At 55.3% G+C, this 25,103-nt stretch carries 24 protein-coding genes and 1 pseudogene; 21 read left to right on the forward strand and 4 right to left on the reverse strand.

The window, feature by feature from the left end; all coding sequences use genetic code 11:
- The 6 genes from JD108_RS07820 (at position 1) to JD108_RS07845 (ending at position 4,594) form a co-directional block, all read left to right on the forward strand.
- Positions 1 to 660, forward strand: a complete 660-nt coding sequence (locus tag JD108_RS07820; RefSeq protein WP_323958418.1) for a VgrG-related protein — start codon at positions 1 to 3, stop codon at positions 658 to 660.
- Positions 661 to 682: 22 nt separating this feature from the next.
- Positions 683 to 1,273: a TcaA NTF2-like domain-containing protein gene (locus tag JD108_RS07825; RefSeq protein WP_198829285.1), complete on the forward strand. Its 591-nt coding sequence runs from the start codon at positions 683 to 685 to the stop codon at positions 1,271 to 1,273.
- A gap of 107 nt (positions 1,274 to 1,380) precedes the next feature.
- Positions 1,381 to 2,385 carry a hypothetical protein gene (locus tag JD108_RS07830; RefSeq protein WP_198829286.1) on the forward strand — a complete coding sequence of 335 codons (1,005 nt, stop codon included), beginning with the start codon at positions 1,381 to 1,383 and terminating at the stop codon, positions 2,383 to 2,385.
- A 30-nt stretch (positions 2,386 to 2,415) separates the two neighbouring features.
- Complete coding sequence (locus JD108_RS07835) at positions 2,416 to 3,102, forward strand: hypothetical protein (RefSeq protein ID WP_198829287.1); 687 nt, start codon at positions 2,416 to 2,418, stop codon at positions 3,100 to 3,102.
- 83 nt (positions 3,103 to 3,185) lie between these two features.
- Positions 3,186 to 3,602: an Ig-like domain-containing protein gene (locus JD108_RS07840; protein ID WP_198829288.1), complete on the forward strand. Its 417-nt coding sequence runs from the start codon at positions 3,186 to 3,188 to the stop codon at positions 3,600 to 3,602.
- Positions 3,596 to 4,594, forward strand: coding sequence for a WG repeat-containing protein (locus tag JD108_RS07845; protein ID WP_198829289.1), 999 nt, complete (start codon positions 3,596 to 3,598; stop codon positions 4,592 to 4,594). The genes JD108_RS07840 and JD108_RS07845 overlap by 7 nt, the downstream gene beginning before the upstream one ends.
- 66 nt (positions 4,595 to 4,660) lie before the next feature.
- Here the strand turns inward: JD108_RS07845 and JD108_RS07850 are convergent, their stop codons facing one another.
- A complete protein-coding gene (locus JD108_RS07850; RefSeq protein WP_198829290.1) occupies positions 4,661 to 5,722 on the reverse strand; it encodes an NAD(P)/FAD-dependent oxidoreductase in 1,062 nt (353 codons plus the stop codon).
- A gap of 187 nt (positions 5,723 to 5,909) precedes the next feature.
- On the opposite strand from JD108_RS07850, the gene JD108_RS07855 reads away from it, so the two are divergent.
- From JD108_RS07855 to JD108_RS07870, 4 genes are read left to right on the forward strand one after another with little or no spacing between them, the layout of a single operon-like run.
- Entirely contained in the window at positions 5,910 to 6,755 is an 846-nt protein-coding gene (locus tag JD108_RS07855; RefSeq protein WP_198829291.1) for an ABC transporter ATP-binding protein, read from the forward strand.
- The gene (locus JD108_RS07860; RefSeq protein WP_198829292.1) at positions 6,706 to 7,641 is read left to right on the forward strand and encodes an iron-hydroxamate ABC transporter substrate-binding protein; all 936 of its coding nucleotides are present in this window, start codon (positions 6,706 to 6,708) and stop codon (positions 7,639 to 7,641) included. Before JD108_RS07855 ends, JD108_RS07860 begins: the two co-directional genes overlap by 50 nt.
- Before the next feature lie 36 nt (positions 7,642 to 7,677).
- On the forward strand, positions 7,678 to 8,928 hold the full coding sequence (locus tag JD108_RS07865; protein ID WP_198829293.1) for a FecCD family ABC transporter permease: 1,251 nt from the start codon (positions 7,678 to 7,680) through the stop codon (positions 8,926 to 8,928).
- A gap of 2 nt (positions 8,929 to 8,930) precedes the next feature.
- Positions 8,931 to 9,215, forward strand: coding sequence for a hypothetical protein (locus tag JD108_RS07870; RefSeq protein WP_198829294.1), 285 nt, complete (start codon positions 8,931 to 8,933; stop codon positions 9,213 to 9,215).
- A 23-nt stretch (positions 9,216 to 9,238) separates the two neighbouring features.
- Here the strand turns inward: JD108_RS07870 and JD108_RS07875 are convergent.
- Positions 9,239 to 9,478 (reverse strand): annotated as a pseudogene (locus JD108_RS07875) (manganese catalase family protein); the annotation flags it as partial.
- Between the two features lie 134 nt (positions 9,479 to 9,612).
- On the opposite strand from JD108_RS07875, the gene JD108_RS07880 reads away from it, so the two are divergent.
- From JD108_RS07880 to nadR, 6 genes are all read left to right on the forward strand, one after another.
- A complete protein-coding gene (locus JD108_RS07880; protein WP_228728350.1) occupies positions 9,613 to 9,996 on the forward strand; it encodes a MerR family transcriptional regulator in 384 nt (127 codons plus the stop codon).
- Positions 9,993 to 11,498 (forward strand): class I adenylate-forming enzyme family protein, encoded by a 1,506-nt coding sequence (locus tag JD108_RS07885; RefSeq protein WP_198829297.1) that lies wholly within the window; start codon positions 9,993 to 9,995, stop codon positions 11,496 to 11,498. The genes JD108_RS07880 and JD108_RS07885 overlap by 4 nt, the downstream gene beginning before the upstream one ends.
- A complete protein-coding gene (locus tag JD108_RS07890; protein ID WP_198829298.1) occupies positions 11,499 to 13,202 on the forward strand; it encodes an acyl-CoA dehydrogenase family protein in 1,704 nt (567 codons plus the stop codon).
- Between the two features lie 184 nt (positions 13,203 to 13,386).
- Positions 13,387 to 14,289, forward strand: a complete 903-nt coding sequence (locus tag JD108_RS07895) for an NUDIX hydrolase (RefSeq protein WP_198829299.1) — start codon at positions 13,387 to 13,389, stop codon at positions 14,287 to 14,289.
- An 88-nt stretch (positions 14,290 to 14,377) separates the two neighbouring features.
- Entirely contained in the window at positions 14,378 to 15,067 is a 690-nt protein-coding gene (pnuC, locus tag JD108_RS07900) for a nicotinamide riboside transporter PnuC (RefSeq protein ID WP_198829300.1), read from the forward strand.
- Positions 15,064 to 16,110 (forward strand): multifunctional transcriptional regulator/nicotinamide-nucleotide adenylyltransferase/ribosylnicotinamide kinase NadR, encoded by a 1,047-nt coding sequence (gene nadR, locus JD108_RS07905; RefSeq protein WP_198829301.1) that lies wholly within the window; start codon positions 15,064 to 15,066, stop codon positions 16,108 to 16,110. Before pnuC ends, nadR begins: the two co-directional genes overlap by 4 nt.
- A 24-nt stretch (positions 16,111 to 16,134) precedes the next feature.
- On the opposite strand, the gene JD108_RS22565 is transcribed toward nadR, so the two are convergent.
- Positions 16,135 to 16,260, reverse strand: a complete 126-nt coding sequence (locus JD108_RS22565) for a hypothetical protein (RefSeq protein ID WP_267459322.1) — start codon at positions 16,258 to 16,260, stop codon at positions 16,135 to 16,137.
- Positions 16,261 to 16,917: 657 nt separating this feature from the next.
- Here JD108_RS22565 and JD108_RS07910 point away from each other — a divergent pair.
- The 4 genes from JD108_RS07910 to JD108_RS07925 are packed head-to-tail and all read left to right on the forward strand — an operon-like array spanning position 16,918 to position 22,617.
- Complete coding sequence (locus JD108_RS07910; protein WP_198829302.1) at positions 16,918 to 19,296, forward strand: McrB family protein; 2,379 nt, start codon at positions 16,918 to 16,920, stop codon at positions 19,294 to 19,296.
- Between the two features lie 57 nt (positions 19,297 to 19,353).
- Positions 19,354 to 20,904 carry a DUF2357 domain-containing protein gene (locus tag JD108_RS07915; protein ID WP_198829303.1) on the forward strand — a complete coding sequence of 517 codons (1,551 nt, stop codon included), beginning with the start codon at positions 19,354 to 19,356 and terminating at the stop codon, positions 20,902 to 20,904.
- Between the two features lie 28 nt (positions 20,905 to 20,932).
- A complete protein-coding gene (locus JD108_RS07920; protein ID WP_198829304.1) occupies positions 20,933 to 21,655 on the forward strand; it encodes an AAA family ATPase in 723 nt (240 codons plus the stop codon).
- Positions 21,655 to 22,617, forward strand: a complete 963-nt coding sequence (locus JD108_RS07925; protein WP_198829305.1) for a hypothetical protein — start codon at positions 21,655 to 21,657, stop codon at positions 22,615 to 22,617. Before JD108_RS07920 ends, JD108_RS07925 begins: the two co-directional genes overlap by 1 nt.
- An 11-nt stretch (positions 22,618 to 22,628) precedes the next feature.
- Here JD108_RS07925 and JD108_RS07930 read toward each other — a convergent pair whose 3' ends face one another.
- On the reverse strand, positions 22,629 to 23,114 hold the full coding sequence (locus JD108_RS07930) for an MFS transporter (protein ID WP_198829306.1): 486 nt from the start codon (positions 23,112 to 23,114) through the stop codon (positions 22,629 to 22,631).
- A 137-nt stretch (positions 23,115 to 23,251) separates the two neighbouring features.
- Here JD108_RS07930 and JD108_RS07935 point away from each other — a divergent pair, with 137 nt between their 5' ends.
- Positions 23,252 to 25,102: an ABC transporter substrate-binding protein gene (locus tag JD108_RS07935; protein WP_198829307.1), complete on the forward strand. Its 1,851-nt coding sequence runs from the start codon at positions 23,252 to 23,254 to the stop codon at positions 25,100 to 25,102.
- Position 25,103 lies beyond the last annotated feature (1 nt).

Raw genomic sequence — 25,103 nt, forward strand, 5'->3', positions numbered from 1 at the left:
ATTTCGACGGGAAAGGGAGATATCGGCGGGAAGTCGTACGGTGCCTATCAATTCAACTCCAGAGACCGGGTGATCGACCATTTCTTTCGCTGGTTGGAAGGGAAAGACAAAGATATCTATAACAAACTACTATCCGGATTCAATGCCGACGGGAAAAAAATAGGCGCTCATTTCGACCAAAAATTCAAGGAAATTGCCGAGCAGGATCCGGACCGATTTTTGGAATTGCAGCATCTCTATACAAAGGAAAAATATTATGATGTAGTGGATCGGGCGCTGAAGCAGGATCTCGGTTTTGATGTGAGCAAGCGGAGTGCGGCGCTCCAGGATGTTTTGTGGTCGAGAGCTGTTCAACACGGGGGAGCAGGCGGCACCAGGATATTCAAAGAAGCGCTCAAGACGCTTGACCTCTCCACAGCGACGGACGAGGAGATCATTCGGGCAGTCTACAAGGAAAGCGGCAAAGTAGTGGACAGCGGAAAAAAACAAATCCTGTCGCCAAAGGCGAAAAAACACGGCATTTATGGAAAGTATATGAAGTATTTTTCCGGCAACTCATCTGACGTACAGCTAGGCGTATGGGAAAGGCTAAACATCAGGGAACCGGAGGCGGCTTTGAAAATGCTGTACGGCCCAGACTATGTTTTCAAAGGCCTATAGGAAAAGAAGGGGGCAGAATTCTATGAAAAAAATCGTTTTTCTCTTGAGCATTTCGCTGCTCGTCACGGGTTGTGGAGCGAAAGAGAGCACATCGTCCCACACGGCAAATGCCACTTCTCCGTCCAGCCCCGCCCCAACTGATCATGTTCAGGCGGCTTCCCCGCAAGCGGGTGAACAAGCGGCGCAGCAAACGGCGGAAGAACCTCAAGCGGTTGACGCGCCCGACGTTGCAGGAGATGCCAAAGCGGACACGTTTCACGTTGAAAATATTGTGTCGGGGTATGAAGAGCTAATCGTTGGCGCGATCAATCAACAAGATTTTTCCTACGTCCAGGATTTCCTGCTTCCCGACAGCCCGGTCTATCAGGAACAACAGACACTTATCGAAGAGGCGGGCAAAAAGGGGATCAGCGTGAAGCTAGTAGACTCGCGCATCGGCGAAATCAAGGAATCCGATCAGCCAAACGAGTATCTGGTGGAAGTGGTAACCAAACTGGAGATCACAAAAGGAAACGATCTGAAAACGAAAGAGATCAAAAAGGTGTATACCGTGCTGTCGAAAGACGATCAGTTGTACATCAAAGAGATCAAGGCCGATCAATCGCTTGAGTAGAGGCGGCAGCCAGCCTGCTGCCATGGACGGCCGGTGCCTTTTCCCATGTTGTATTTGGAGGCCCTAAAGAAGCGGAATCCTTTGGTACAAAAAAGGAGAGATATTTTGTGAGAAACCGACGTCTTCAAGCGGGAGCGAAGAGGGGGACGGGAGCGTTGGCGATTGCGGCCCTGCTGACTGCGTTCACCTCGCCATTTGAACTGATAAATGCCCAAGGGATCAATACAACAGGGATAAATGCAACGGGAATAAACGCACAAGGCATCCATGCGGATGGAATCAACAAGCAAGGCATCAACGCGCAGGGGATCAACACACAAGGCATCAACAAACAGGGGATTAACGCGCAGGGGATTAACACGCAAGGCATCAACACACAAGGCATCAACCCAACCGGTATCTCTGGCCAGGGAATCCAGAACGGCGGCAATCAATCAGGTGGGGGCGATTCTTCCACGCCTCCAGCGAAATCGCCGTCAACCCCGGAGCCGAGGAAACCGGCGCCACCGAAGCCAGGGCCAACGCAACCAGAGCCGCCCAAGCCCGTACCGCCCAAGCCGCAGCAGCCTGATCCGGAACCGCCAAAGCCGGAGCCAAAAAAACCGGATACAGAGACGCCTCCCAAAAAAGAGGAGAAAATACCGGCGCATCGAAGCAAGGAAGCCTATCAAAAGGTGCTGGATATGCCGAAGTTTGATGTAACCAAAAGCTATCTTCCGGATAAGTATACATACTGCAATATTTTCACCCGGGATGTGATGAAGGAAATGGGAGCTGACATGCCGCAAAAGCTGGCGAACGATCTGTATGGCTGGTTCCAAACGGCTCAGGCGAAGAAGCAGGGATGGCGCGAGGTTACGGCGGAAGAGGCGCAGCGGCTGGCAAACCAAGGGATGCCGACGGTAGCTTCCTGGAAAAATACCAAAGGCTACCACGGGCATATTGCGCCGGTCATTCCTTACGCCAAAGGCGAGAAGTTTAATCCAAACGATGTGGCCGGAAGTGTAGTCGTCAAAAATGCCGGTGCGAAAAACTACAATTACACCACGCTCTCACAATCTTTTGGAAAAAGCAGGGTTCCTGAAATCAAATTCTTTGTGTATGAGAAGTAATCAGGGGATGAAACAGGGAGGGTATGACCATTGAATCATATGAGTCGAACCACGATTGCTGCACTGTCATTGCTTTTGCTCGCCAGCACGGCCACGCTCTCGGGATGTGCGGAGACCAAAGCCAATAAAAAGGAGACGCCAGCTCAAGAGCAGCCCGTCTCAAATGCTTCGGCACCCCAGCCCAGCCCGCAGGAGCAGCCGCCATCTGCGGCCGCGGAACAACCGGCGAGCGAGGCAGCTCCCCCCTTCGATCCGCGGGGGATCAAAGTCGGGGATAAAGTGGCCGGCATGGAGGTCGCCAAGGCTGAGATCGTTCCGACTACCGATGCCGAATTTTTCGTGGATGAAGCGAATATCGATTTCGTTGGCGAGATCGAGGTAAAAGGAACGATGGAGTTCTATCCGCAAGGGTTTGAAGGGTTGGACCAGCAGGTGTTGTTTACCGTAGACGAGACTTCTCCATTTCCCCGGATGACGGTTTCGGATCATCCCGACATGAAGCTGTACGAGAAAATCAAGCTGATCTTTGATCACCCGGAGGAGTTGAGTGAGTTTGGCGACAAGCCTGCCCGAGGGGAGGCGACGCTCCTCATACGCGAGTATCACATTCGCTTTCCTGGCATGGATGAGGAAGCCCATGCCATGGTGAAGCGGATTGTCGCGAAAAATTTGAAAGAGGCGACAGCGGAAGAGTTGAAGGCGGTTGGCGAGGACTAGCCAAGGCAAAGGCGACCCATCTCCAGCGGTGGTTCGCCTTTTTTTTCCCCGGGTAGCCAATTCACTTCGCGGGAGGTGTAATCATGTCATTGCAGCCCATCAAGCCGCTTTTTCCGAATGCGGAGAACCCCAAAGACGGCGATCTGAACATCATGTATATTCGCATCGAGCCGGCTTTGCTCTATCTGGAAGCGGGTCAGACTTCGAAGATCAAAGTGTTTGCGGTGCTGACGGATGGAAGAAATGAAGAAATTACGCATAAAGTCAAGTGGCGGTCGCAGCACACGACCATCGGAAAGGTGAACGAAGAGGGGACGATTACGGCCGTAGAAGCAGGCAGCATGATCATCATGGCGGAGTATGAGCGGCATAAGGCGGAACTGGTCGTGTCGATCGACAAGAAAGAGACGGCCGCAAGCAAGAAAAAGACAGCGGTTCCGGGGGGAAATGTCGGAAAGATAGCAGGCGCCGCACTGGCCGCGGTTATGCGGTTATGGTGATCTCCGGGACGATCTACGGAGCCAGCCAGTACATTTCTCCGAAAAAGCAGGACCAGAGTGAAACGCCGCCATCTCCCTCTGCCCAAACAGCGGAAGGGGGAAGCGGAGGAGAATCACCGCTCGCCGAGGCAGGTTCCGCTCCAGCCGAGACGATGCCACGGAGCACAGCGGAAAAGCAAGAAGTGACAGCCTTCTCTGCTGTCACCGCCGCCACTTCCGCACCGGCGGCAGATCTCGCCGCGGGAGATGCAGCAGGCGCTCCCCAAGTCGCCGAAGAAAATCGGGCTTCGTCAGCGGCGGGCATGGCGGAAGGGTTTCTCACCGCTTTGTCCCAAGCGGTCTCATCCGCCCAGCTTGCCGCCGCCACTCCACCAGCAGCAGACGCAAACACCCCAGCGACAGCAGAAACGGCTGCGCCCGCTCCAACAGAAGCTCAAGCCCAGTCGGCGGCAAATGCAGGGCAAGCCAATGCGAATGAGGGACCAACAATCGTACAACCCGCTCCCGCCTTGAAGCAGCCGGAGCCGTCAAAAAAGCAGCCGCCAAAGCCGCAGGCAACACGCACCCACAGTGAGCCGCCGCGCAAAATAGCCGCCCAGCCTGCAAAGCCGGCGGCCCAAACAAACGCCGTCTCGGCTCCTGCGCCCGCTCCTGTGTCGCCAAAGCCCTCCGCGGCGAAAAGCCAGCCTTCCCAGAAGGAGCAGCCAGGCAGCGGGCTCGTGCCGGTCTCCAGCGGAGGAAAGTGGGGGTATAAGCGAACGGGGGGAGAGGAACTGGTCATCCCTTACCAGTTCGATCATGCGACGAGATTCTCGGAGGGATTGGCCGTCGTCAAAAAGGATGGACAATTCGGCTATATCAACTCGAGCGGACAGGTGGTCATCCCGATCGAATTCTCATATGCAGGCGCATTTTCCGGGGGGAAAGCCACCGTGAAGAAAGACGGAAAAATGGGCACGATTGATCTGAACGGAGATTTTCGCGAAAATTAATGCCGCCCAAGGGGAGGGGAGTAGCGGACTGGACCGCTTGCCCCTCCTTTCGTGCTCCTGACAGGGTTAATCATGCGGGGCGCGCAGCATTTGGGAGACCAGCTCGCGGTTCCGCTCTTTAAAAATTTCATGATGGGACGAGACCATCGCGGCTTTGCTTGCGGCAGGCTCGATATATTGCTTCGCCTTGTTGACGGCGTTAGCCGCATCCTGAAAAGCCCCCGCGATCAGATTGAGCTTGCCGTCGTACTGCAGGATATCACCGGCAGCATAGAGGCCCGCTACGGACGATTCGCTGGTCGCATTGCCCGCAATATAGTGCGAATCTGCCAAAGCAATGTCCAGCTCGCTATTTTCCAGCAATGACGTATCCCGCTCATACCCGTGATTGATCACCACCTCATCCACAGGCAAAGACGTCACCTCTCCGGTTCGATGATTCGTCAGCTCGACATGTTCGATGAGATTTCGGTCTTCCCCCGCCACGAGTTTGGTGATGGTCGTATGGAAGCAGCACACCGCCGAACTATTCAACAGCTGCGTTACCTGCGCTTCATGTCCGGAGAAAGCTGCTTTTCGGTAGGTGACATACACTTTTTTGGCAATCGGCTCCAGCTCGTTCGCCCAATCGATGGCCGAATTGCCTCCCCCCGAAATGACCACGGTTTTCCCTTTGAAGTAAGCCAAAGATTTGACGGTGTAATGCAGATTGGCTACTTCAAACCGCTCCGCTCCTTCGATTTCCAGCTTTTGCGGCGTCAGAATGCCGCTCCCAATCGCGACAATGACGGTTTTGGAGTAATGCTTTCGCCCGGAGGCTGCCCGCAAGACAAAGATGCCTTCCGCATCCCGTGAGATCGCCTCGATTTTTTCATTCAGCACCACGGTAGGCTGAAAGGTGAGCCCCTGTTTCACTAGCTGCTTGATCAAGTTTGCCCCCGTGATCGGCGTCTGTCCGCCCACATCCCAAATCATTTTCTCCGGATACACGTGAATTTTCCCGCCTAAGTACGGCTGAAATTCGATCAGCTTTGTCTTCATTTCCCGCAGCCCGCTATAAAAAGCGGAGTACAGGCCCGCGGGCCCTCCTCCGATCACGGTCACGTCGTAGAGATCGCGCTGCTTCATGTCGTGTCACTCCCCGAAAAACAATCGTTATTGATTCTCATTATCATTTACTTCCCAATATATAACTTCCCCTCCGTTTTCGCAATCCAAAAAATTAGTAATTGACAATCATTCTCAATCATTTTAGAGTATAGATTGTTAATACTGATAATCATTATCACTATTTCTTGCGATTGGAGGTTTTGGAATGGTTCGCCTGTACACGGAGGATGTCACGATTGGTTACGGTGAACGAACGATTGTGAAAAAGATCAGCGTGTCGATCCCGGATAAAAAAATCACCGCCATCATCGGCGCAAACGGCTGCGGGAAATCGACGCTGCTCAAAGCGATAACCCGCCTGATCCCGCACCAGTCCGGAAGCATCCTGATCGACGGCAAAAGCATCTCCCATGTAGACACCAAAGAGCTCGCCAAAACCTTGGCGATTCTTCCGCAAACTCCCGAAAGCGCGCAGGGGTTAACCGTTGGGGAGCTGGTATCGTACGGCCGCTTTCCCTATCAAAATGGCTTTGGCCGCTTGACCAAAACCGATTATGAAGTCATCGACTGGGCTCTGGAAGTGACAGGGACAAAAGCGTATCGCTATCGTCCGGTCGATTCACTGTCAGGCGGTCAACGCCAACGCGTCTGGATCGCCATGGCCCTCGCCCAAGAGACGGATATCATCTTTCTGGATGAACCGACGACTTATCTGGACATGGCGCATCAGCTGGAGGTCTTGGAGCTTTTGCAAAAGCTGAACCGGGAACAGGAGCGGACGATCGTGATGGTGCTCCATGACCTGAATCAGGCGGCCCGCTTTGCCGACTGCATCATCGCGATGCGGGAGGGGGAGATCGTCAAAGCCGGGAGCCCGGACGAGATCATGCAGCATGACGTGCTGCTCCGGGTATTCCAGATCGACGCGGAAATCGGGCTGGACCCCCGCACACTGAAGCCGATCTGCATCACCTATCATTTGGCAAAAGGAGAGAATCGCCATGAAAAAAATCTGGATGCTCCTCGCGATGCTGTGCCTGTTCACGCTTAGCGCGTGTGGAGCCGGAACTGCACAGACGGACACTGCTCAGCCGGCAGAGGCGACCGCCCAGGCAGATGACAAGCAAACGATTACGTACCAGTCCGAAAACGGCCCGGTTGAGGTTCCCGCGAATCCGAAACGGGTCATCGTCCTGTCTTCCTTTGCCGGGAATGTCATGGCCCTGAACGTCAATCTGGTCGGCGTCGATTCCTGGTCCAAGAAGAATCCGAACTTTGCAGAAAAATTGGCGGGCGTCGCAGAGGTGACGGATGAAGATCTGGAAAAGATCATCGAACTGGACCCTGACTTGATCATCGGCCTGTCCAACATCAAAAACGTGGAGAAGTTAAAGAAAATTGCCCCAACCGTTACATACACCTATGGGAAAGTGGATTACCTGACGCAACATCTGGAGATTGGCAAACTGCTTAACCGGGAAGAGGAAGCGAAGGCCTGGATCGCGGACTTCAAGCAGCGGGCGCAGGCTGTCGGCAAAGAGATCAAAGCCAAAATCGGGGAAGAGACGACGGTATCCGTGATCGAAAACTGGGAGAAGCAGTTGTACGTCTACGGCAACAACTGGGGGCGCGGCACCGAGATTCTCTACCAGGAGATGGGTTTGGCCATGCCGGAAAAGGTAAAGGAAATGGCGCTGAAAGACGGGTGGTACGCCTTGTCTTTGGAAGTCCTCCGCGATTATGCCGGCGATTATGTGATTTTAAGCAAAAACGCCGATACGGATAATTCCTTCCAGGAGACAGAGACATACAAGAATATCCCGGCGGTAAAGAATCACCGCGTCATAGAGGTAAATGCGAAAGAGTTTTATTTCAACGATCCGCTCACCCTTGAGCTGCAGCTGAAGGTCTTTGCAGAGCGGTTTCTCAACAACTAAAACGGCTGCAGGAAGAATCAGGAAAGATGAGAGACGATGATGAGAGAAAAAGGTTTTTGTATTCCTTATGGGTATAAATTGCTGCTGGCGCTCCTCGTCTGGGTGGGAATGTTTTTCGCCGCCATCGTTTTCGGGGCTGCGGACACGGGGCTTCGCGATGTATGGCTGGCCCTCACGACGCAGGATGCCAGCGAAGCCGTCTTGGTCATCCGCGAGATCCGCTTGCCCCGGGAGGTCGCCGCTGTATTTGTCGGCACGGCGCTGGCCGTCTCCGGTGCGATCATGCAGGGGATCACGCGAAATCCTCTGGCCGACCCGGGCCTTTTGGGACTGACGGCGGGTGCCAATGCGGGGCTGGCGCTGACGCTCGCCCTGTTTCCGGCAGCGGGCTATTTTTCGATTACCCTGGCTTGCTTTCTGGGAGCGGCCGCAGGGACGCTTCTGGTCTTCGGGATCAGCGCCATGAAGAGGGGCGGTTTTGCTCCGCTGCGCATCGTACTGGCCGGAGCCGCAGTCTCCGCCTTTCTCCTAGCAATCGCCCAAGGCGTCGGCATCTACTTTCACATTCCCAAAGAAGTGGCAATGTGGACAGCGGGGGGGTTGATCGGCACGACGTGGAGTCAGCTTCAAGTTATCGCCCCGTTCATACTCCTGGGTCTCGCGATCGCGCTGCTTCTCTCCCGGCAGCTGACCATTCTGAGCCTGAGCGAAGAGGTGGCGGTTGGTCTGGGGCAAAAGACCCGGCGAATCAAATCGGTTCTGTTTGCAGTCATCATCATGCTGGCAGGTGCTGCTGTGGCCCTCGTCGGAAACATGGCCTTTCTCGGGCTGATGGTTCCGCATATCGTCAGGGCGGTGGTGGGGACGGATTGGCCGTTTGTCGCGGCGCTCCTGCCTTGGCTTCTGATACTCATTCCCTTTTCGTTGTACAAAGCGCAGCGCCTAAACCTCCTGGCACTCAGCGAAACCGTCGTGATCGGTCTGGGGGTTGCGATCCACAAAGAGCGCAGGCACCTGCTTCTGGCTGCCGTCGCCCTGGCTGCTTCTGCGGTGTCCGTCACCGGAGGAATCGCTTTTATCGGTCTGATGGCACCGCATATGGCGAAATCGTTGGTGGGACCGCGCCATCAACGATGTATGCCCGTCGCGATTCTGCTGGGGGGCTGGCTGTTGTTGCTCGCAGATACCATCGGGCGAAATGCCGTCGATACAGGGGGACTGCCTGCCGGCATCATCGTTGCGCTGATTGGCGCACCCTATTTTCTCTACCTGTTGTCCAGAAGGTGAGGGTGCGGGGGAGCGGGGCGAGCCCCGCGGCGGAAGCGATTTTCCTGGCCTATCCCGTGTATACGCACAGCTATTTGTTTGCGGACGGGATCAGGGATATGCTCCGGCATGCCTTTGGCGTAAGCGGCCTGTACGGCAATCAGCGGGTATTCGAAGAGCTGCGTCAGACCTTCATGCAGCCATCGGAGAGACTGAGCTGGCAGGAAAAAGTGCAAAAGCTGTGCGGCGAACCCTTCACATTCCGCTATTTTACCCAGTATCTGGCCAGAGGGAGCGCGTTTATCTGAGCGTATTACGCCAGTCGCAATTGCGGGTTGGCGCTGTTGACGGCATTGGTAAGCGGGGCGCTCTCATCGTCCTGCGGAGCTTCGGTGGAACCCGTCAACAGCTGGTTGATCGTGTGCTGCACCAGCTCCACGTGGCTCAGCTCTTCGATAAACACGCCTTTGATCAAGTCGCGGTATTGGGTGGCTTTCCCGCGTCCGCCCAGAATCTCTTGCATGACGCGGGCAGCTTGCGGATCCGGCTGATCAGGTACGACGGGATTGAGTTGTCACTCCTAATGGGATAGTTTGTTTCCTTTTAAGATGCTTCTATCCAGCCGACTTATACCCTCTTGCCCTTTACGTTAACGTAAATGCTATACTACCCATAAATCACAACGATAGCCATGAGGTGATGAACGTGAAGACCATCAGAGAAGCGGCGGACATGTTCGCGGTGTCGACCCGAACGATTCGCTATTATGAAGAGATCGGTCTTCTCCGGCCTCAGCGTGACGCAAACAACCAGCGGCTTTATTCCAAAGCGGAGATCGCCAAGCTCAAGCTGATCTTCCGGGGGAAACGCTTTGGCTTTTCCCTGGAAGAAATCAAAGAAATGGTGCTGCTCTTTGATCAAGACCGCACCGGAAAAAAACAACTGGAACGGACCATTGCCTACGGCCAGCAGCGGGTAAAGGAAATCGATGACAAAATCTCAGAACTGCAGGAAATGAAAAAAGAAATGGAGCATTTGATGGTGCTGTTTTCAGAAAAATTAAACAATATAAAGGGGGAAGGAAAATGAACAGCTCGCTTCTACTGGAACGCAATGCGCGCAAATATCCAAGCCAAGAGGCGGTGGTAAGCCCAGGCGCCCGCCTGACGTATCGGGAGCTGAACCGCCTGGTCAACAAGTTCGGCCATGCCCTGCAGGCGGAAGGCATCGGGCCTGGCGATAAAGTCGTGCTGTTTATGCCAAACGTCCCTGAGTTTGTCATCGCCTATTTCGCGGTGCAACGAATCGGCGCCGTCATCGTGCCGGTCAACGCTAAGCTGACGCAAGCCGAGATCGCGTACATCCTGGGTCACTCGGATGCAAAGGCCATTCTCGCCCATCACCTCCTGTTCGCCGCCGTAGAGGGGCTGCATGCACCGAATTTGCTCCGCATCAAGACGGGAGAAGCTGCCGATGGCTGGCAGAGCTTTGAGACCTTGCTGGCATACGGAGACGATCCCGACATCCCTTGCCAGCTGAAAGAAGATGACGAATCGACGCTCCTCTACACGTCGGGCACGACAGGGAAGCCCAAAGGCGTCCTGTTCAGCTACCGCAGTATTTTGACCGTCGCGCAGATGATCTGTGTGGAGATGGAGGTGAAACCGGAGAGCCGCATTCTGCTGATGATGCCGCTCAGCCACTCCGCCCCGCTTCATTTGTTCCTGATGGCGGGCATCTTTGTGGGCTCTACGCTGGTGCTCACCCCTACCTTTACCCCGGATCTGCTGCTCGATGCCGTGGAACGGGAAAAGACGACCCATTTCTTCGGCGCCCCCGTCGCTTATCTGCTGACCGCCAATCATCCGCGGATTCACGATACCGACCTCTCTTCGATGAAGTGGTGGGTCTACGGCGGCGCGCCGCTTACGGCCAAAGAAGTGAAGGCCGTCCAAGCAGCTTTTCGCACGGACAATCTCGTCTGCGTCTACGGCTTGACGGAAGCGGGACCGAGCGGCACCTTGCTCCTGGGGCATGAGCATGAAAAGAAGGCGGGGAGCATCGGCAAGCGGGCGGCTCTTTCGACAGAGCTGCGGATTGTCAATGACGCCGGAGAGGATGTCGCCCCCGGGGAAGTGGGGGAGATCGTGCTGCGCGGCGAAGGCAATATGATCGGATACTACAAAAATGAAGAAGCGACCCAAGAGGCGTTTTGGGGGGAGTGGCTGCGGACGGGCGATCTGGCCAAATTCGACGAGGACGGCTACATCTGGGTCGTGGATCGGAAAAAGGACGTCATCATCACGGGCGGCGTCAATATTTACCCCAAGGAGATCGAAGAAGTGATGCTCCAGTATCCCGGCATCCGCGAAGTGGCGGTCATAGGCGTGCCGCATCCGGAGTGGGGGGAAACCGTAAAAGCCGTCTTTGCCGCCACCGAGCCTGTCGCGGAAGAGAGGCTGCGCGATTTTTTGGCGGAGCGTCTGGCCAAATACAAAGTACCGCGCCTGTTCGAACAAATGGAAGCGCTTCCGCGAAACGCCTCGGGAAAAATTCTCAAACAACCGCTTCGCGCAGGAGGAGGAGAATAGATGAAGGTACTGCAAGATATTGCTCCGCAATTAAACGAGAATACAAAAGCAGCCAAGCGCCGCAATTTTTTTACGGGCGACGACACGCTGCAGCTCTTGCTCAAAGAACATCTCGACGAGCCTTTCCTGGCCTATGCCACGGAGCAGCTGGAGGCATTTGGCGAGCTGTGCGCCAATGAAATCGACGAGCGGGCCCGGCATAATGACCGGGACGGGCAGCCCGTCTTGCAGCGTTACGACCGCTACGGCGAGGAAGTATCCGAGGTCTGGGTAAACGAGGGCTACCGCCAAACCGCCAAACAGTCGTACGATACCGGGATCGTGGGCTATGTGCACAAGGAAATCCCGGCGCTCGGCCGCAAAGGGAATTACACCTACAGCTTCGCGCAGGGATATCTGCTCTCCCAGGCCGAACCGGGGTTTTACTGTCCGGTTACGCTGACGATGGCGACTGCTTATTTACTGGATCACTATGCCGATGACCGTCTGAAGGAGCGGTTGTTGCCGCATGTCTGCTCGACCGGAGAGGTGCCGCTCTATGAGGGGGCGACATTTTTGACCGAGCGGCAGGGAGGCTCGGACGTCGGGGCCAATCTCGTGAAGGCGATCAAAGCGGAGGACGCAAGCGACGCCTACCGCTTGTACGGAGAGAAATATTTCGCTTCCAACGCGGGGAGATGCGGCGTCGCGATGGTGCTCGCCCGGATCGAAGGGGCACCCGCCGGGTCGCGTGGACTGACCCTGTTCGCGGTCCCGTGGCGCTTGGAGGACGGCCGTCCCAACGGCCTGCGCATCCGTCGCCTGAAAGATAAGCTGGGGGTTCGGGCTGTGCCGTCGGGAGAGGTCGAGTTCGACGGAGCGCTCGCCTATGTCGTCGGCGATCCGGCCAGAGGCTTTATCTACATGATGGAAGCGCTCAATCTGTCCCGCATCTGCAATGCGGTCGCCTCCGTAGGCATTATGCGCCGGGCCTTGACCGAAGCCAGGGAGTACGCTTCGCGCCGGGAAGCGTTTGGCAAACGGCTGACGGAATTCCCCATGGTGCGAGACACGCTCGGCAAGCTGACCGCCAAGCTGCATGTCGAGCTGGCCGCAATGTTTGACCTGATCAAGCTGTATGAGAAGGTGACAGAGGGGACGGCTTCCGAGCGGGAAGTGATCCTCCACCGTCTGTACATCGCCATCATGAAAAAGGAGACGGCGGAGCAGGCGATCCACTTTGCCCACGAAGCGATCGAGATGCACGGGGGCAACGGCTATATTGAGGATTTCGTCACTCCCCGGTTGCTGCGGGACGCTCAGGTATTGACTGTCTGGGAAGGCACGGCCAATATCCTGGGACTGGAGCTGGTGCGGCTCGTCCACAAAATTGCCGCCCATCGCTTGTTCGTAGGGGAGATGCAAAGGCGGCTTCTGCCTCTCGCGGAGGGAGCGATGAAACAGCTGGTGACGAGCAAACTGGATGAGCTCGCCGCGCAGCTGAATGATTTCGCCGGCTATGACGAAGCGCTGCAGACCTATGAGGCGAAAGGGCTGGCGCAGCGGATGGCTTGGCTGTACGAAAGCGTGGTAGCCATCGAGTGGGCGGAGCGGTACGGGGGGAAATATGCGCTGCTCGCCGAGATTTATCTGGAACAGACATGGGGCCTGCGGAAAATGGGCGAACCGATGAAGACCGTGGCCTATTTCGAGAAGATTTCGTAGATGATCTAAGAGATCTGCTGCTTTGCCAACCGGCGGGCGGCGGGTCTCTTTTTCTTTTAGCCCGACAGAGAAGGGGAGCGTCTGCCCAAAATGCAATCCCATGATTGACAAAGGAAAACCCTTACAGTAAGATCATAATAACAGTTTGTTATTAACATAATGATAATAACAGAGGAGTAATAACATGACCACCCAACCATCGAAGCGGACCCTCGCGGAACAGCAGTTTCTCGAAGAGTACGATGTGAACCAGTATATTCGGCCCTCTGTCTCCGTCGACATGCTCCTGTTTACCGTCGTGGACGAGGAGACGGAGAACTACCGCAAGCGGTCAGACAAAGCATTGAAAATTCTGCTGATTAAGCGAAAGCAGCATCCCTTTCAGGGGCAGTGGGCACTGCCCGGCGGATTTGTCTCCGCCGACGAGAGCATCGACGAAGCGGCGATCCGCGTCCTGCAAAAAGAAACGAATGTCAGCCATGTCTACCTGGAGCAGCTCTATACCTGGGGAGACATCGGCCGCGATCCCCGCACCCGCGTCATCAGCTGCAGCTATATGGCGCTGATCAACAGCGAGCTCTACCAGGTGCGGCCCGGCGAAGACGCGGACGACGCGCAGTGGTTTCACGTGCAGGATCAGTGGACGCAGAAAAAGACCACGGTGACGGACAAAGGCTTCATGATCGAAAAATGGGTGGAGCTGCGCCTCTGGAATGAGACCGATTCCGCCACCGCCACGATCAAGCTGACCAAGACCGTGGAGAACAGCCATTCCAAAGAGGTGCATGAGATCATCGATTCGTCCAACCTGGCTTTTGATCACGCCAAGATGATCCTGTACGCATTGGAAAGGCTGCGCAACAAAGTGGAGTACACCGATATCGCGTTTCATCTGCTGCCGGAATTGTTCACTCTTTCCGATTTGCAGCAAGTCTTTGAGGTGATTCTCGGGAAGGAACTCTTGGCCGCCGCTTTTCGCCGCAAAATCGCCGACAAGGTGCTGGAGACCAACCACATCCGGAGAAATGCCGGCCACCGACCGTCCAAACTGTACAAATACAATCCCAACTGGAATCACGAGCAATAATGGAAGCGAGCGGAGGCCGCCGTTCATCCATGCGGACGGATCATGCCGCCGCCAAAAAAAAAGACAGACCGAGGGAGAGGTGTTCGAAATGTTTCGCGACTGGACCCGTTTTGAAAAAGTTTGGCTGCTCCTGTTTACGATCATTAACATTTACCTGTTCTATGCTTTCCAAGATTCTCTGCTGGGACTGATCTCGTCTCTGTCAGGAATGCTCTGTGTCGTACTCGTGGCCAAAGGAAAAATCGCCAACTACTACTTCGGCATCGTCCAGACAGCTACGTACGCGTATATCTCCTACAGCTATTCGCTCTACGGAGAAGCGATGCTGAACGGCCTGTTTTACTTGCCCGTCCAGTTCATCGGGCTGTACATGTGGTCGAAAAACCGCACCCAGCAAAGTGTCAAAGGGGAAGATGTGTCGGTGAAACGGCTGACCAAGCGGGGCTGGGTGTACCTCATCATCATCGCGGCGGTCGGCATCGTCCTCTACGCCGAGCTTCTGCACTACATCGGCGGGCAGGCTGTGCGCCTGGATTCGGCAGCGGTCGTGCTTTCCATCATCGCGCAGATTCTCATGCTGAAGCGCTACGCGGAGCAGTGGGCGCTGTGGATCGCGGTCAATGTGCTCTCTATCTCTCTCTGGGTCGTCACTCTGCTCACACAGGGAGGAAATGACTTCAACATGATCGTCATGTGGTCCGCCTTCCTTGTGAACTCCATCTACGGCTACTACAACTGGACCAAACTCAGCAAGGCACAGGAGGCGTATAACTTATGACAGCAGGCAAAGTCGGGATGTTCGGAGGGAAGTTCCTTCCGTGTCCGCATATGGGGCATGTGTATGCCATGATCCGGGCATCCACGATGGTAGAAGAATTACATGTGATCGTTTCCTATGACGAGGAGCATGAGAAAAAAATATGCGCCGGCAGCAAAATTGCGCACATCCCGCCTCGCGTCCGGCTGCGCTGGTGGTCGCAGCTGACCAAGGATATGCCGCATGTGCACGTCCATGCCGTCTACGAACAGCAGACCGGCCACATCAGCGATTGGGAGCGGGGGGCCGAAGGGATCAAAGCCGCGATTGGCAAACCGATAGACACGGTCTTCAGCTCCGAGCACGCATACACCGAGATTTTTCGCAATCTGTACCCGGAGGCAAAGCACATCGTCATCGATGCAAACAGGGAGACGTATCCGATCTCAGGCACGATGCTGCGCACAGAAGGCGTGATGAAACACTGGCATATGCTGCCGGAAATCGTGAAGCCCTATTTTGCCAAAAAGGTAGTGGTCGTCGGCACGGAAAGCTGCGGAAAATCTACGCTGGTGCGCAATCTCGCCAATCTGTACAACACCACCTATGTCGAAGAGTGGGGACGCACCTACTACGAGCGGCTGGGAAACTGTGAGGATATCACGCTGGCCGAGGATTACCCGGAGATCGCCTTTGAGCATAAATACCACGAGAAAGTGCAGCTGGCAAAAGCCAACAAGGTGCTCTTCATCGACACAGAGGCCATCGTCACCCAGTACTTTTCCATTCTCTACCTGGATAAGCGGCAGCCCGTGCTGGATGAGGTGGCACGCTTGCAGCAGTACGACCTGTGGCTATTTTTGGAGCCGGATGTCAAATGGGTGAATGACGGCACGCGCTCCTTTGGCGACCAGCAGGTGCGGGAGAAAAATAACGCCCTGCTGAAGGAGCTATTGCAAGAGTTCGGCGTCACCTTTCACACGATTTCAGGAAACTATCAGCAGCGCTTGGAGCAAGCAATTGCCCATGTGAACGAGATGATTGAAAAAGATCCTCCCCACTAACCAGGGGAGGATCTTTTCATGGTTCTACAGATCAAAGTAATATTTGGCTGCCAAAAGCCCAACGACCACGAGCACGATGAACAGGAAAAAAATCTTCAAATCCTTTACCGTGCGGTCGATCAGTTTGGATACTTGCTCGTCTTTTTTCATGTTCCGCATATCTCCTCTCCGGAATGGTTGTCTTTCCGTCGAGAAGGGTGTTTACGAAGATCGACCCGTACTTCAAGGGCATGAGCAAAAGCAGGGTCAGCAGTAGCTGAACGACGAGCAGAAAAGCGGCGGACCTGACTCCCAGCGTATCAGGGAGTTCGCGATCGAGGTCCGGCATATAGACGATCTGCAGCCTAAGATCCAAAAATTTGATGGAAATCGGCGGGCGATGGCTGACAAAGTGAAAAGCTCCCGAATAAGCAGACAAATAACTGCCTGCGTGATCCGGATGAGGGATCTCATGGCCGGGAGGAGTGGCCGGGAACAAACAGAGACAAGCCACGATGATGGCAAATAAATACCTCTGGGCCGATTTTGTGACGAGAGGAGCCATTTTGATTCCTTCCTTGGAACATGGTAAAAAGAGATGCAATCCTCTTCATCATACGTCAAAAGAGGCGGAATGCAAAGAATCGCGTCTTTCCGGGAGGGCGCGCTGCGATGGATGATGCGGGCAGAAAGGGACTTTCGCCGCCGGGAGGCGATGGTATACTAGACGTACTAGGCAAAAACTACTAGAATTTGCGAGGAGAAGTGGCTGTCACTGGTCCGGATGCGATCCGAATGACGGCTATCGAAAAGAGGGGCACTCCGCCGATGAAAAAGTACGAACTCACCCAAAAAATCTTTCGAGAATTGCTGCACCATGCATATCAGCCGATCGACATCTCCTTTTCAGACGAATGGCGCTGCCGTGTGACACCAGGCGAGGCGCAAATCGATTCCGAAAAGGATTACCTCGGCTCGATCCCGCTTCACGTGGAGATTTTCCATCATGACACGACCACCCAGACGATGCGGCTAACCGTTCATTGCATGCAAAATAAATTCATTCCCTCGCTGGAGGATCAGGCGGGGGGATATGCGTTTCGCATCTACTCCGGCAAGTCGGAGCTGCTCTATCGCGCCATGCAGGTAGCCTTGTACGATTACACGGAGGCCAGCACGCAGGTGCAGCTATACAGCGACCTGGATTCAAAAAAAGGGGACAAGCATTTCCTGCAGCAGATGAAACAGTGGCTGCAGGATTATGAAGCCGTCTGGAAGCCGTGGAAAGGCGAGCTCTTGCCGAGCGACCAATTCCGGTTCCTCACCTATGATCTGGCGACGGCATCGATCGTGGAGGAGAAGCAGGATGTGCTCAGCAGTGCGATATTTATCGCGCTCCTCAAAGGCGTGCTGAAAAAGGAGATCATGCTCTCCTTGCCGCTCCTCAGTCTCACTCCGTCCGCCTCTACCCCATCTGGCACCCGCCGGGTATGGAAGATCGCCCCGGGTGAAAACGCCGGCAACTGGCCGGATGCGCTGCAGCACAGCGAAGTCTTCGTCGGCTGGGATGAGCTCGGCGACTTGCGCAGCTATCCGACGAAGGAAGAGCTGATGGCCGCTTATAAAAAAGTGTTTGAGCCCGAGCAGGAGCCGACCCGCACCGTGAACACGCTCTGGGCCTTTTCCCGCGAGCTGCGCGTGGGAGATATCGTCATCGCCAACCGCGGCTGGAAGCAACTGGTGGGGATCGGCCGGATCACCGGCGAGTACGAATACAAGCCGGAGCGAGGGGGATACCCCAATCGGCGAAAAGTCGAGTGGATCATCACGCATGATGTCCAGTTTGACGAAAATGTCTTTTCCACCCCCACCCTGACGACAGTCTACCAGCAGCGGCTGGGCACGATTCAGAAGGAAGTGGTCAGGCAGGTGCCAAACGGCGAGCAAAAATGGCGCAGCCTGTTTGGCGAGCTGCAAAGCACTCCGGTCCATAGCGTCATCGATGATTTCCAACGATTTTTGCAAAGCAGACAATTTCATTTTTCCCGGGAGATGATCACCCGCTTCCTCACCTCGCTGCAGGCCAAGCCATTCGTCATCCTGTCCGGCATGTCGGGCACCGGCAAGACCAAGATCGCCCAGCTGTTCGCGGACTATCTCAAGCAGGGGCCGGAGAAGAAGCCGCGCCGCAAAGCAGCAGATGCCGCTCCCGAGGAGAATCGGGCCTTTCTCAGTGTGCGGCCGGACTGGCTGGATCATCGGGGACTTTTGGGCACCTACAATCCGCTGACGGAAGCCTACGAGGCGACCCCGCTCCTAAAGCTGATGCTGCGCGCCGGGCAAAATCCGGAGCTCCCGTTCTTCGTCATCCTGGACGAGATGAATCTGGCCAAGGTGGAGTACTATTTCTCCGATTTTCTCAGCTGCATCGAAAGCCGGCGAGTCGGAGCGGACGGGGAGCTCGTTCAGGAGTCCATCCATCTGCATAATCAGCCGGAAGAGTTGCTCTACGTGGACGCCGATCATCAGGTCTATGCGATCCCGCCGCGGATCGAAATCCCTGCCAATCTGTACATCATCGGCACCGTCAATATGGACGAGACCACCTATATGTTCAGCCCCAAGGTGCTTGATCGGGCCAATGTCATCGAGTGCAATGACGTGGATTTGCACCGCTATTGGGCGGAGGAGGAGACTGCGGCTCGCTTTCAGTCCGCCTACACGCCGGAAGAAAAGATCGACTGGTTTACGCTGGAGGGGGAGTTTCACCAGGCGCTGTACACCAAGGAATACAGGCAACCGGAGTTTAAGGAGGCGCTCGAGGAAGCGTATTTCCGACTGCTGGGCCTGCATCAGCTCCTGGAGGAAGAGGGGTACTCCTTCGGGTATCGGGTCGTGGATGAAGTGATGAATTACCTGCATATCACCCACTATCGCGAGTATTGCACGCTGGATGAGGCATTGGACAGCCAGATCGTCCAGAAGATTCTGCCCAAGCTGCACGGCAACCGCAAGCAGTTGGAAGGCCTCATGCTCAAGCTGCTCCGCTATGCCATTGGCGAACACGTCGAGCTGGAGCAATTGACGCAGCTCGATCAGGACATCTTGGCCTTTGATGAGCAGTACCGCTATCCGCTGAGCGGAAAGAAGATCTACAGCATGTACAGGCGGCTCCTCAAAACCGGCTATTGCAGCTTCATTTCCTAGCGGATAAGGCGAGGAGGCAGGAGAGGATGGAGCACATTCTGTACAAAAAAGGCGCCGATGCGGCGGTGGACGGCCTGTTGGAGGAAAATACCGATTACGTGGTTCATTTCATCCGCCCCCCCGACGGAAGCCGAGCATCTCGCTTTGCAAAAAAACTACGGCGCGATTCTCCAGCGTTTGCACACGCAGTATTACGTGATCAATTTCGGCAATTACGTCGGGGAAACTTCGTTTTGCGGCAAGAGATACCGCGTCTACAGCCGGAAGATCAGCTCCGAACAGTTCGAAGCGATGCTGAAGAGCATCAGCCGCGTCATGGCGACACTCCCCTTTCAGGCAACGGCGCCGGTCCAAGTAAAAGTGCGCGGCGCCGCGGAGAAGGAGGCTGTATTTTATCACCGCTGGAACAGCCTGCGGCAAGCCTTGCTGCATGAATGGGAGGGGGCGCCTCTCTCAGACTGGTGGGAGCTGATCAGCCGCGAGCCGCATCAGCGTCTGGAGAGCGAGCGCGTCATCAAACCGGTCTGGCTCGCCAAGCGGATCGATCTGTCCGCGGTGGAGTATCTATCCGCGCACCCGGAGACCTGGAGGAGGCTGCCCCGGGGACACAGACTGGAAGCCACCTCTCTGGCGGCACATCTCACCACCGGAGGGCAGCGCTACTTCCCCGAAGTGATCCGGCAGGAAGAGCGGAGGATCAGTCTCGATACGCCGGAGAACCGGATGATCAAGCATATCCTGCAGGAATTGCTGGAGATCACGATTCAGATGAATCAGCGGCTCGCCAAGAAGACGTTTTTCGGCCATCTTCACATTCAGAGGGACAATAGCGAGATGCAGCAAATATTGGAGGAACTGCTGGATACCGCTTGGCTGAGGGAGATCGGCGAGCTTGCGCAGCTGCCGGCTGCCTCTACGGTGTTGCAGAACAAGCACGGCTATCGCCAGTGGTACTCCTTTTACCAGCACAGCCTGCTTGGCGCCCGTTTTCCGCTGCCGGATGAGGACATAATCGAGCTGCTGGAAGGGCGGAATATCGCCACTCTCTTTGAATACTGGTGCTTTTTTGCCGTGATGGAGTCCGTCATGGAATTGACCGGAAGCCAGCCTATCCGCTTTCGGCGGGAACGAAACGAGGACGGCATGCACATCCTCAAAGATGGCTTGAGAGTGACGTTTCCGCTCGGCAAAGAGAGTCTGGAGCTGTATTTCAACAAGACGTTTCTGAAGCAAAAAAACAGCAGGATCGGATCGTACTCCCAGAAGTATCGGCCGGATATCAGCCTCCGCAGGCGGGGGAGGTGGCATCACTTCGATGCTAAATTCAAGTACGGGCAAAGTGCGCCGGAGGAAGGCGCAAGCCGCTACGTGAAAAAAGAAGACCTCGATAAAATGCACACCTACAAGGATGCCATCATCGGCACGAAAAGCGCCTGGGTCCTGTTCCCGTCTGATGAAGACGAACCGCTGGAGTTTTTCGCCGACCCCTCCGATCAGACGGGTCAGACGGGTATCGGGGCGATCCCGCTGATGCACGGACATACGGGGCAACTTATCAAGGCGTTGAAGCAGATTTTGAACGGAAATTCTACTTTGCCAGACGAATAGATGAACAGGGGAAAGCGAGTGGCGCGCGTTGGGATTCTGGAATCAACTGACGGGGAAGGACGTCTCTGCGAAGGTGGAGGAATACAGCGAAATATACGGACAGGTTCTGCTCGGCATGCATCAAAAGGTGGAAGCGATGGAGCGCGACCTGTCCGGCTATAAAAAGTGGAAGCAAGGCTTGACCGATGCCGAATCGATCCAGGCAAACACAAAGCATCATTACGAAAAGACGAAAGCTCTGTATCAGGACATCCGCCAGACCTACCGGGACATGACGCTCATCGTCCGGCATTTGGAGCAGGCCAAGGCAGTCCTGCAAAAAGATTTTGAACGGCTGCAGCAGGATCTGGAGCAACGGGAAAAAGCGTTGCAGGGAGAAGTGGATCAAGTCAAAGCAGAGGTCCAGGCGAGCCGCCTGCAGTGGCAGCAGAAGATGGATGCGGTGCAGCAGCAGTGGGAGAGCCGCCTCCGGGAGCTGTCCGCGCTGATGGACGAGAAAGAAAAAAAGGCGCTGGAGATGATCGCCCAGGCAGACCGCCGGACGGCGGCTTTGCAAGAAGAGCACGCCGCTCTGGACGAGAGGACGGCGGTCATGCAGCAGACGCTCCAGACGCTTGCCGAACGGGTGGAAGAGCAGGAGCGGAGTTGGTCAGCCGCACGGAAAAAAAGGGACTGGCTTGCGATCGCCGGTTTTGCGTTTCTTTTGCTGCTGATGGTCGGGCTTTTTTATCTCCAGGGGGGGATTGCATAATGGATGACAAATTGGTCCCCATCACAAATGCCGCGGCGAACGGCCAGGTCGTGGAACGTGTAAAAGAACTGTATGTCCGCTTTTTGAAGGAAAGGGAAAAACCGCTTCTGGACGCGGTGCTGGCCAGCTTGGCGCTGGCTCCCCATGTATACGAATCAGGTGTCCAGGAGCTGACTCCCCAGATGGAAGAGGCGTTTTCCCTCGCTTTTCCTCATCGCGATCTGGACGAGGTGGCGGGGTATGACGGTGAGCAACTGGAAGGATTGCTCACCGCCTGGAAGGGAAAGTATTTTGAAGTGCTGGTCCGGGATCGACTAAACAGCGGGGAGACCGTCGGAGAGATTCAGCTGGAAGATGGCCAAGCGGCCCAATTGGCGGCCGACCCGACGCAGGCGGGCTGGGATTTGCAGATTTTCAATGCGGACGGTTCCGTCGCCCAGGAGATTCAGCTGAAGGCGACGGATTCGCTCAGCTACATAAAAGAAGCCATCGAGAAATACCCGGATATCCAGGTCATGTCCACGGATGAGGTGCTGGACAGCACGGATCCCATTGTCGATCAGATCCTCTCTTCAGGCATGAACAATGCTCAGATTACCCAGGACCTGACGGCTGCCGTCACGCACATCGAGACCCCCCTGGAGCAATTGGCCGACGCGTTGCTGCCCGGCCTGCCATTTCTCGTGATTACCGTGAGCGAAGGCAGGCACGTGCTGATGGGCAGAAAGACCTTTGAACTGGCGCTTGTGGACGCCCTGGAGCGCAGCATGAAGTCCGGCATCGCGATCGGTGCCGGAGCCTTGGTCGCCTTTCTCGATGGCGGGCTGCTCAGCATACCGACGACGATCTTGACCCGCCTCGGCATCGACAGGTATCAGCTGCTGGGCAAAGCCTCCGAATTGGTCATGAACAAATCGGACCAGATCATTGATCTGCGCCGCTTTTATCCGCCTTCGCCATAATCGATTGCCAATTATGGCAATTTCCATGCGCTTGTTTTCACGAAGAGAAGCAGAAGGATCACATTCCATACCACGGCGCTGATAAAGATCGAGGAAGTGCCCCACCATAGCATCATCCACCCTGACACATACATCGTCAGCGGCATGCCCAGACGGAACAAACAGCCCGTAATGCCGCTGATTCTGCCCATCAGATGTGCGGGTGTCTGTTCGTGGCGGAAGGTATAGACCGACGTGACGTAGATCGAAAAGGCGAAGCCAATCACGAACACGCCGATGAACACAGCAAACAGCAGATTCGGCAGCAGTTCCGCCGTCCGCATCGTGGTCATGGCCACAGAGGAGTGGTGGGTGATCTCATACATTATCAAGGGCAGGACAATTTCGTACACTTTGTTCCCGATATTCAGAAACAGTGCGCTCGCCAGTAAAATCAAAAACGGCTTGCTTTTCCGCAGCGAAACGGGCTTCGCTGCCGTCATGGTCGTCGCTTGCACGGGAAATTCCTCCTTTGTTGCATCGGCTTTTTGGATGGTGTTGACTGTATTCTACTTTTCCTGTGCACGAGGAAAAATCGAAGTCCGAAGCAAAAGAATTTCCACTTTTATCGCCTATATCCGATGGAGGGATCAGCGTGGACCGTTTGGCATATGACTATCTTTCCCTGTTGCAGGCGTATCCGGAGGCAACGGAAAGAGAGCTCCTGCCGGTAACGATGGCGGAACTCTCCGAAACATTATATTGCACGCCGCGAAACGTCAAACTGATTCTCACCAAAATGGACCAGAAGGGTTGGATCCGATTCAGGCCGGGCCGCGGCAGAGGACACACGTCCGGGCTTTCGCTGTTGGTCGGCAAGGAGTCATTCCTCGGGCAGCAGGCGGAGAGATTGGTCCGATCCGGCCGAGCGGAAGAGGCAATTCGGCTGGTCCAGGAGTATGGAGCAGGGACCCGTGCAAGGGAAAATCTGTTTCACTGGTTCTCCGGCTATTTCGGCTACGAGGCGGTCACCGAGCGGGAGCAGCACGTCGATACACTGAGGCTGCCGATCTTCCGTCCAATCAATACGCTTGATCCCGCAGAGGCGATATACGCTTTTGACCTGCACATGGTTTCGCAGATCTTTGATACGCTGGTTGTCTGGGATGATGAGAAAAAGAGCATCGTTCCCGGGATCGCCCACTGCTGGGAGTCCAATCTGGATGCGACCAGGTGGATTTTTTATTTGCGCAAGGGGGTTCGTTTTCACCATGGCAGGGAACTGGTGGCCGATGATGTGGCCTACAGCCTGAATCGCTTGCGGCAAGACCGGCTTGCGCAGCATTGGCTTGCGGCCCACATCGAAGAAATTGCCGTTTTGTCCAGATATGCGGTGAAAATTTCACTGCGTAAGCCGAATCACCTGTTATTGATTTATCTCAGTTATCCGCCTGCCGCCATTGTTCCGCAAGACCTCTACGAACAGGAAAGAGCTGGAGGGCCGCCACTGCCGGTTGGCAGCGGTCCATACCAGGCAGTGAGAAATGAGCCGGGTATCTGTGTGCTGGAAGCGTTCGACCACTATGTGCACGGACGGGCTTTTCTGGATCGCATCGAAATAATGAACGTGCCAGAGATGAATGAAACCATGGCGGCTTTGGGGCGAAGAGGAAGTGTACTGACAGTGCAAACAGGCGAGGCCCGGTTGTCGACTGGAGCGGATGACAGAGAGGCGGAAGCCCATTGCTTCGGGACCAGCCTGTATACCGTCAATTTGCGTAAAACAGGCCCACTGCAGTCGTTTTCTTTTCGAAAAGCGCTGGATCGTTTGATCGATCGTCAGCGATTGGTGGAGGAGACAGGCGAGCCCAGTCTATTTCCGGCTCAGCGCTTGCAATGGATGGAGAGAGGGGCGGACTGGACTGCGGACAAGACCGATGGGGAATTGGTTCCAGACAAACCGGTGTCTGCCGATGCCCAGACAGCGGAGGAATTGCTCCGCCAATCAGGTTACTGCGGAGAAACCATTCGGCTATACACCTATCCCCGTCATGCGACAGATGCCTATTGGCTGCAACAGGCGTATCAAGCATACGGTATCCATGTGGAGGTGCATATCGTTTCCTGGAAAGAAATGCTGCAGGAGGAGACCGTCAGAGAAGCCGATCTGATCTTGTTTGAAGCGGTGGTAAGCGAGGGGGTCATCAAGCTGCTGGAATACTATCAGGGCCGTCGCAGTTTTATCCGTCAGCATTTGTCAGCGGGTCTTACGGAAGAAGTGGATCGAAGAATCGAGGAGCTTTTGGCAGAACCTCGGGAATCGGTTCGCGACAGTGGCTTTCAAGATATCGAGCAGAGATTGAGAGGGGAATACGCCTTTATCGTTTTGGCCCATAAAAACGTAAGGGCGTTTTCCCCGCCATCCTTGCATGGAGTAAAGGTCAATCCCCGCGGCTGGGTGGATTTTGCGAAATTGTGGTATCGCGATCCCGCAGACTTTGGTTAAC

Source organism: Brevibacillus composti (genome assembly GCF_016406105.1).
Classification (GTDB): domain Bacteria; phylum Bacillota; class Bacilli; order Brevibacillales; family Brevibacillaceae; genus Brevibacillus; species Brevibacillus composti.

Bases quoted from the DNA above. Each gene is read 5' to 3' on its own strand.
- JD108_RS07825 (WP_198829285.1), top strand. From the start codon at position 683: ATGAAAAAAATCGTTTTTCTCTTGAGCATTTCGCTGCTCGTCACGGGT.
- JD108_RS07840 (WP_198829288.1), top strand. From the start codon at position 3,186: ATGTCATTGCAGCCCATCAAGCCGCTTTTTCCGAATGCGGAGAACCCC.
- JD108_RS07845 (WP_198829289.1), top strand. From the start codon at position 3,596: ATGGTGATCTCCGGGACGATCTACGGAGCCAGCCAGTACATTTCTCCG.
- JD108_RS07850 (WP_198829290.1), bottom strand. From the start codon at position 5,722: ATGAAGCAGCGCGATCTCTACGACGTGACCGTGATCGGAGGAGGGCCC.
- JD108_RS07855 (WP_198829291.1), top strand. From the start codon at position 5,910: ATGGTTCGCCTGTACACGGAGGATGTCACGATTGGTTACGGTGAACGA.
- JD108_RS07860 (WP_198829292.1), top strand. From the start codon at position 6,706: ATGAAAAAAATCTGGATGCTCCTCGCGATGCTGTGCCTGTTCACGCTT.
- JD108_RS07865 (WP_198829293.1), top strand. From the start codon at position 7,678: ATGATGAGAGAAAAAGGTTTTTGTATTCCTTATGGGTATAAATTGCTG.
- JD108_RS07885 (WP_198829297.1), top strand. From the start codon at position 9,993: ATGAACAGCTCGCTTCTACTGGAACGCAATGCGCGCAAATATCCAAGC.
- JD108_RS07890 (WP_198829298.1), top strand. From the start codon at position 11,499: ATGAAGGTACTGCAAGATATTGCTCCGCAATTAAACGAGAATACAAAA.
- JD108_RS07895 (WP_198829299.1), top strand. From the start codon at position 13,387: ATGACCACCCAACCATCGAAGCGGACCCTCGCGGAACAGCAGTTTCTC.
- pnuC (WP_198829300.1), top strand. From the start codon at position 14,378: ATGTTTCGCGACTGGACCCGTTTTGAAAAAGTTTGGCTGCTCCTGTTT.
- nadR (WP_198829301.1), top strand. From the start codon at position 15,064: ATGACAGCAGGCAAAGTCGGGATGTTCGGAGGGAAGTTCCTTCCGTGT.
- JD108_RS22565 (WP_267459322.1), bottom strand. From the start codon at position 16,260: ATGAAAAAAGACGAGCAAGTATCCAAACTGATCGACCGCACGGTAAAG.
- JD108_RS07910 (WP_198829302.1), top strand. From the start codon at position 16,918: ATGAAAAAGTACGAACTCACCCAAAAAATCTTTCGAGAATTGCTGCAC.
- JD108_RS07915 (WP_198829303.1), top strand. From the start codon at position 19,354: ATGCGGCGGTGGACGGCCTGTTGGAGGAAAATACCGATTACGTGGTTC.
- JD108_RS07925 (WP_198829305.1), top strand. From the start codon at position 21,655: ATGGATGACAAATTGGTCCCCATCACAAATGCCGCGGCGAACGGCCAG.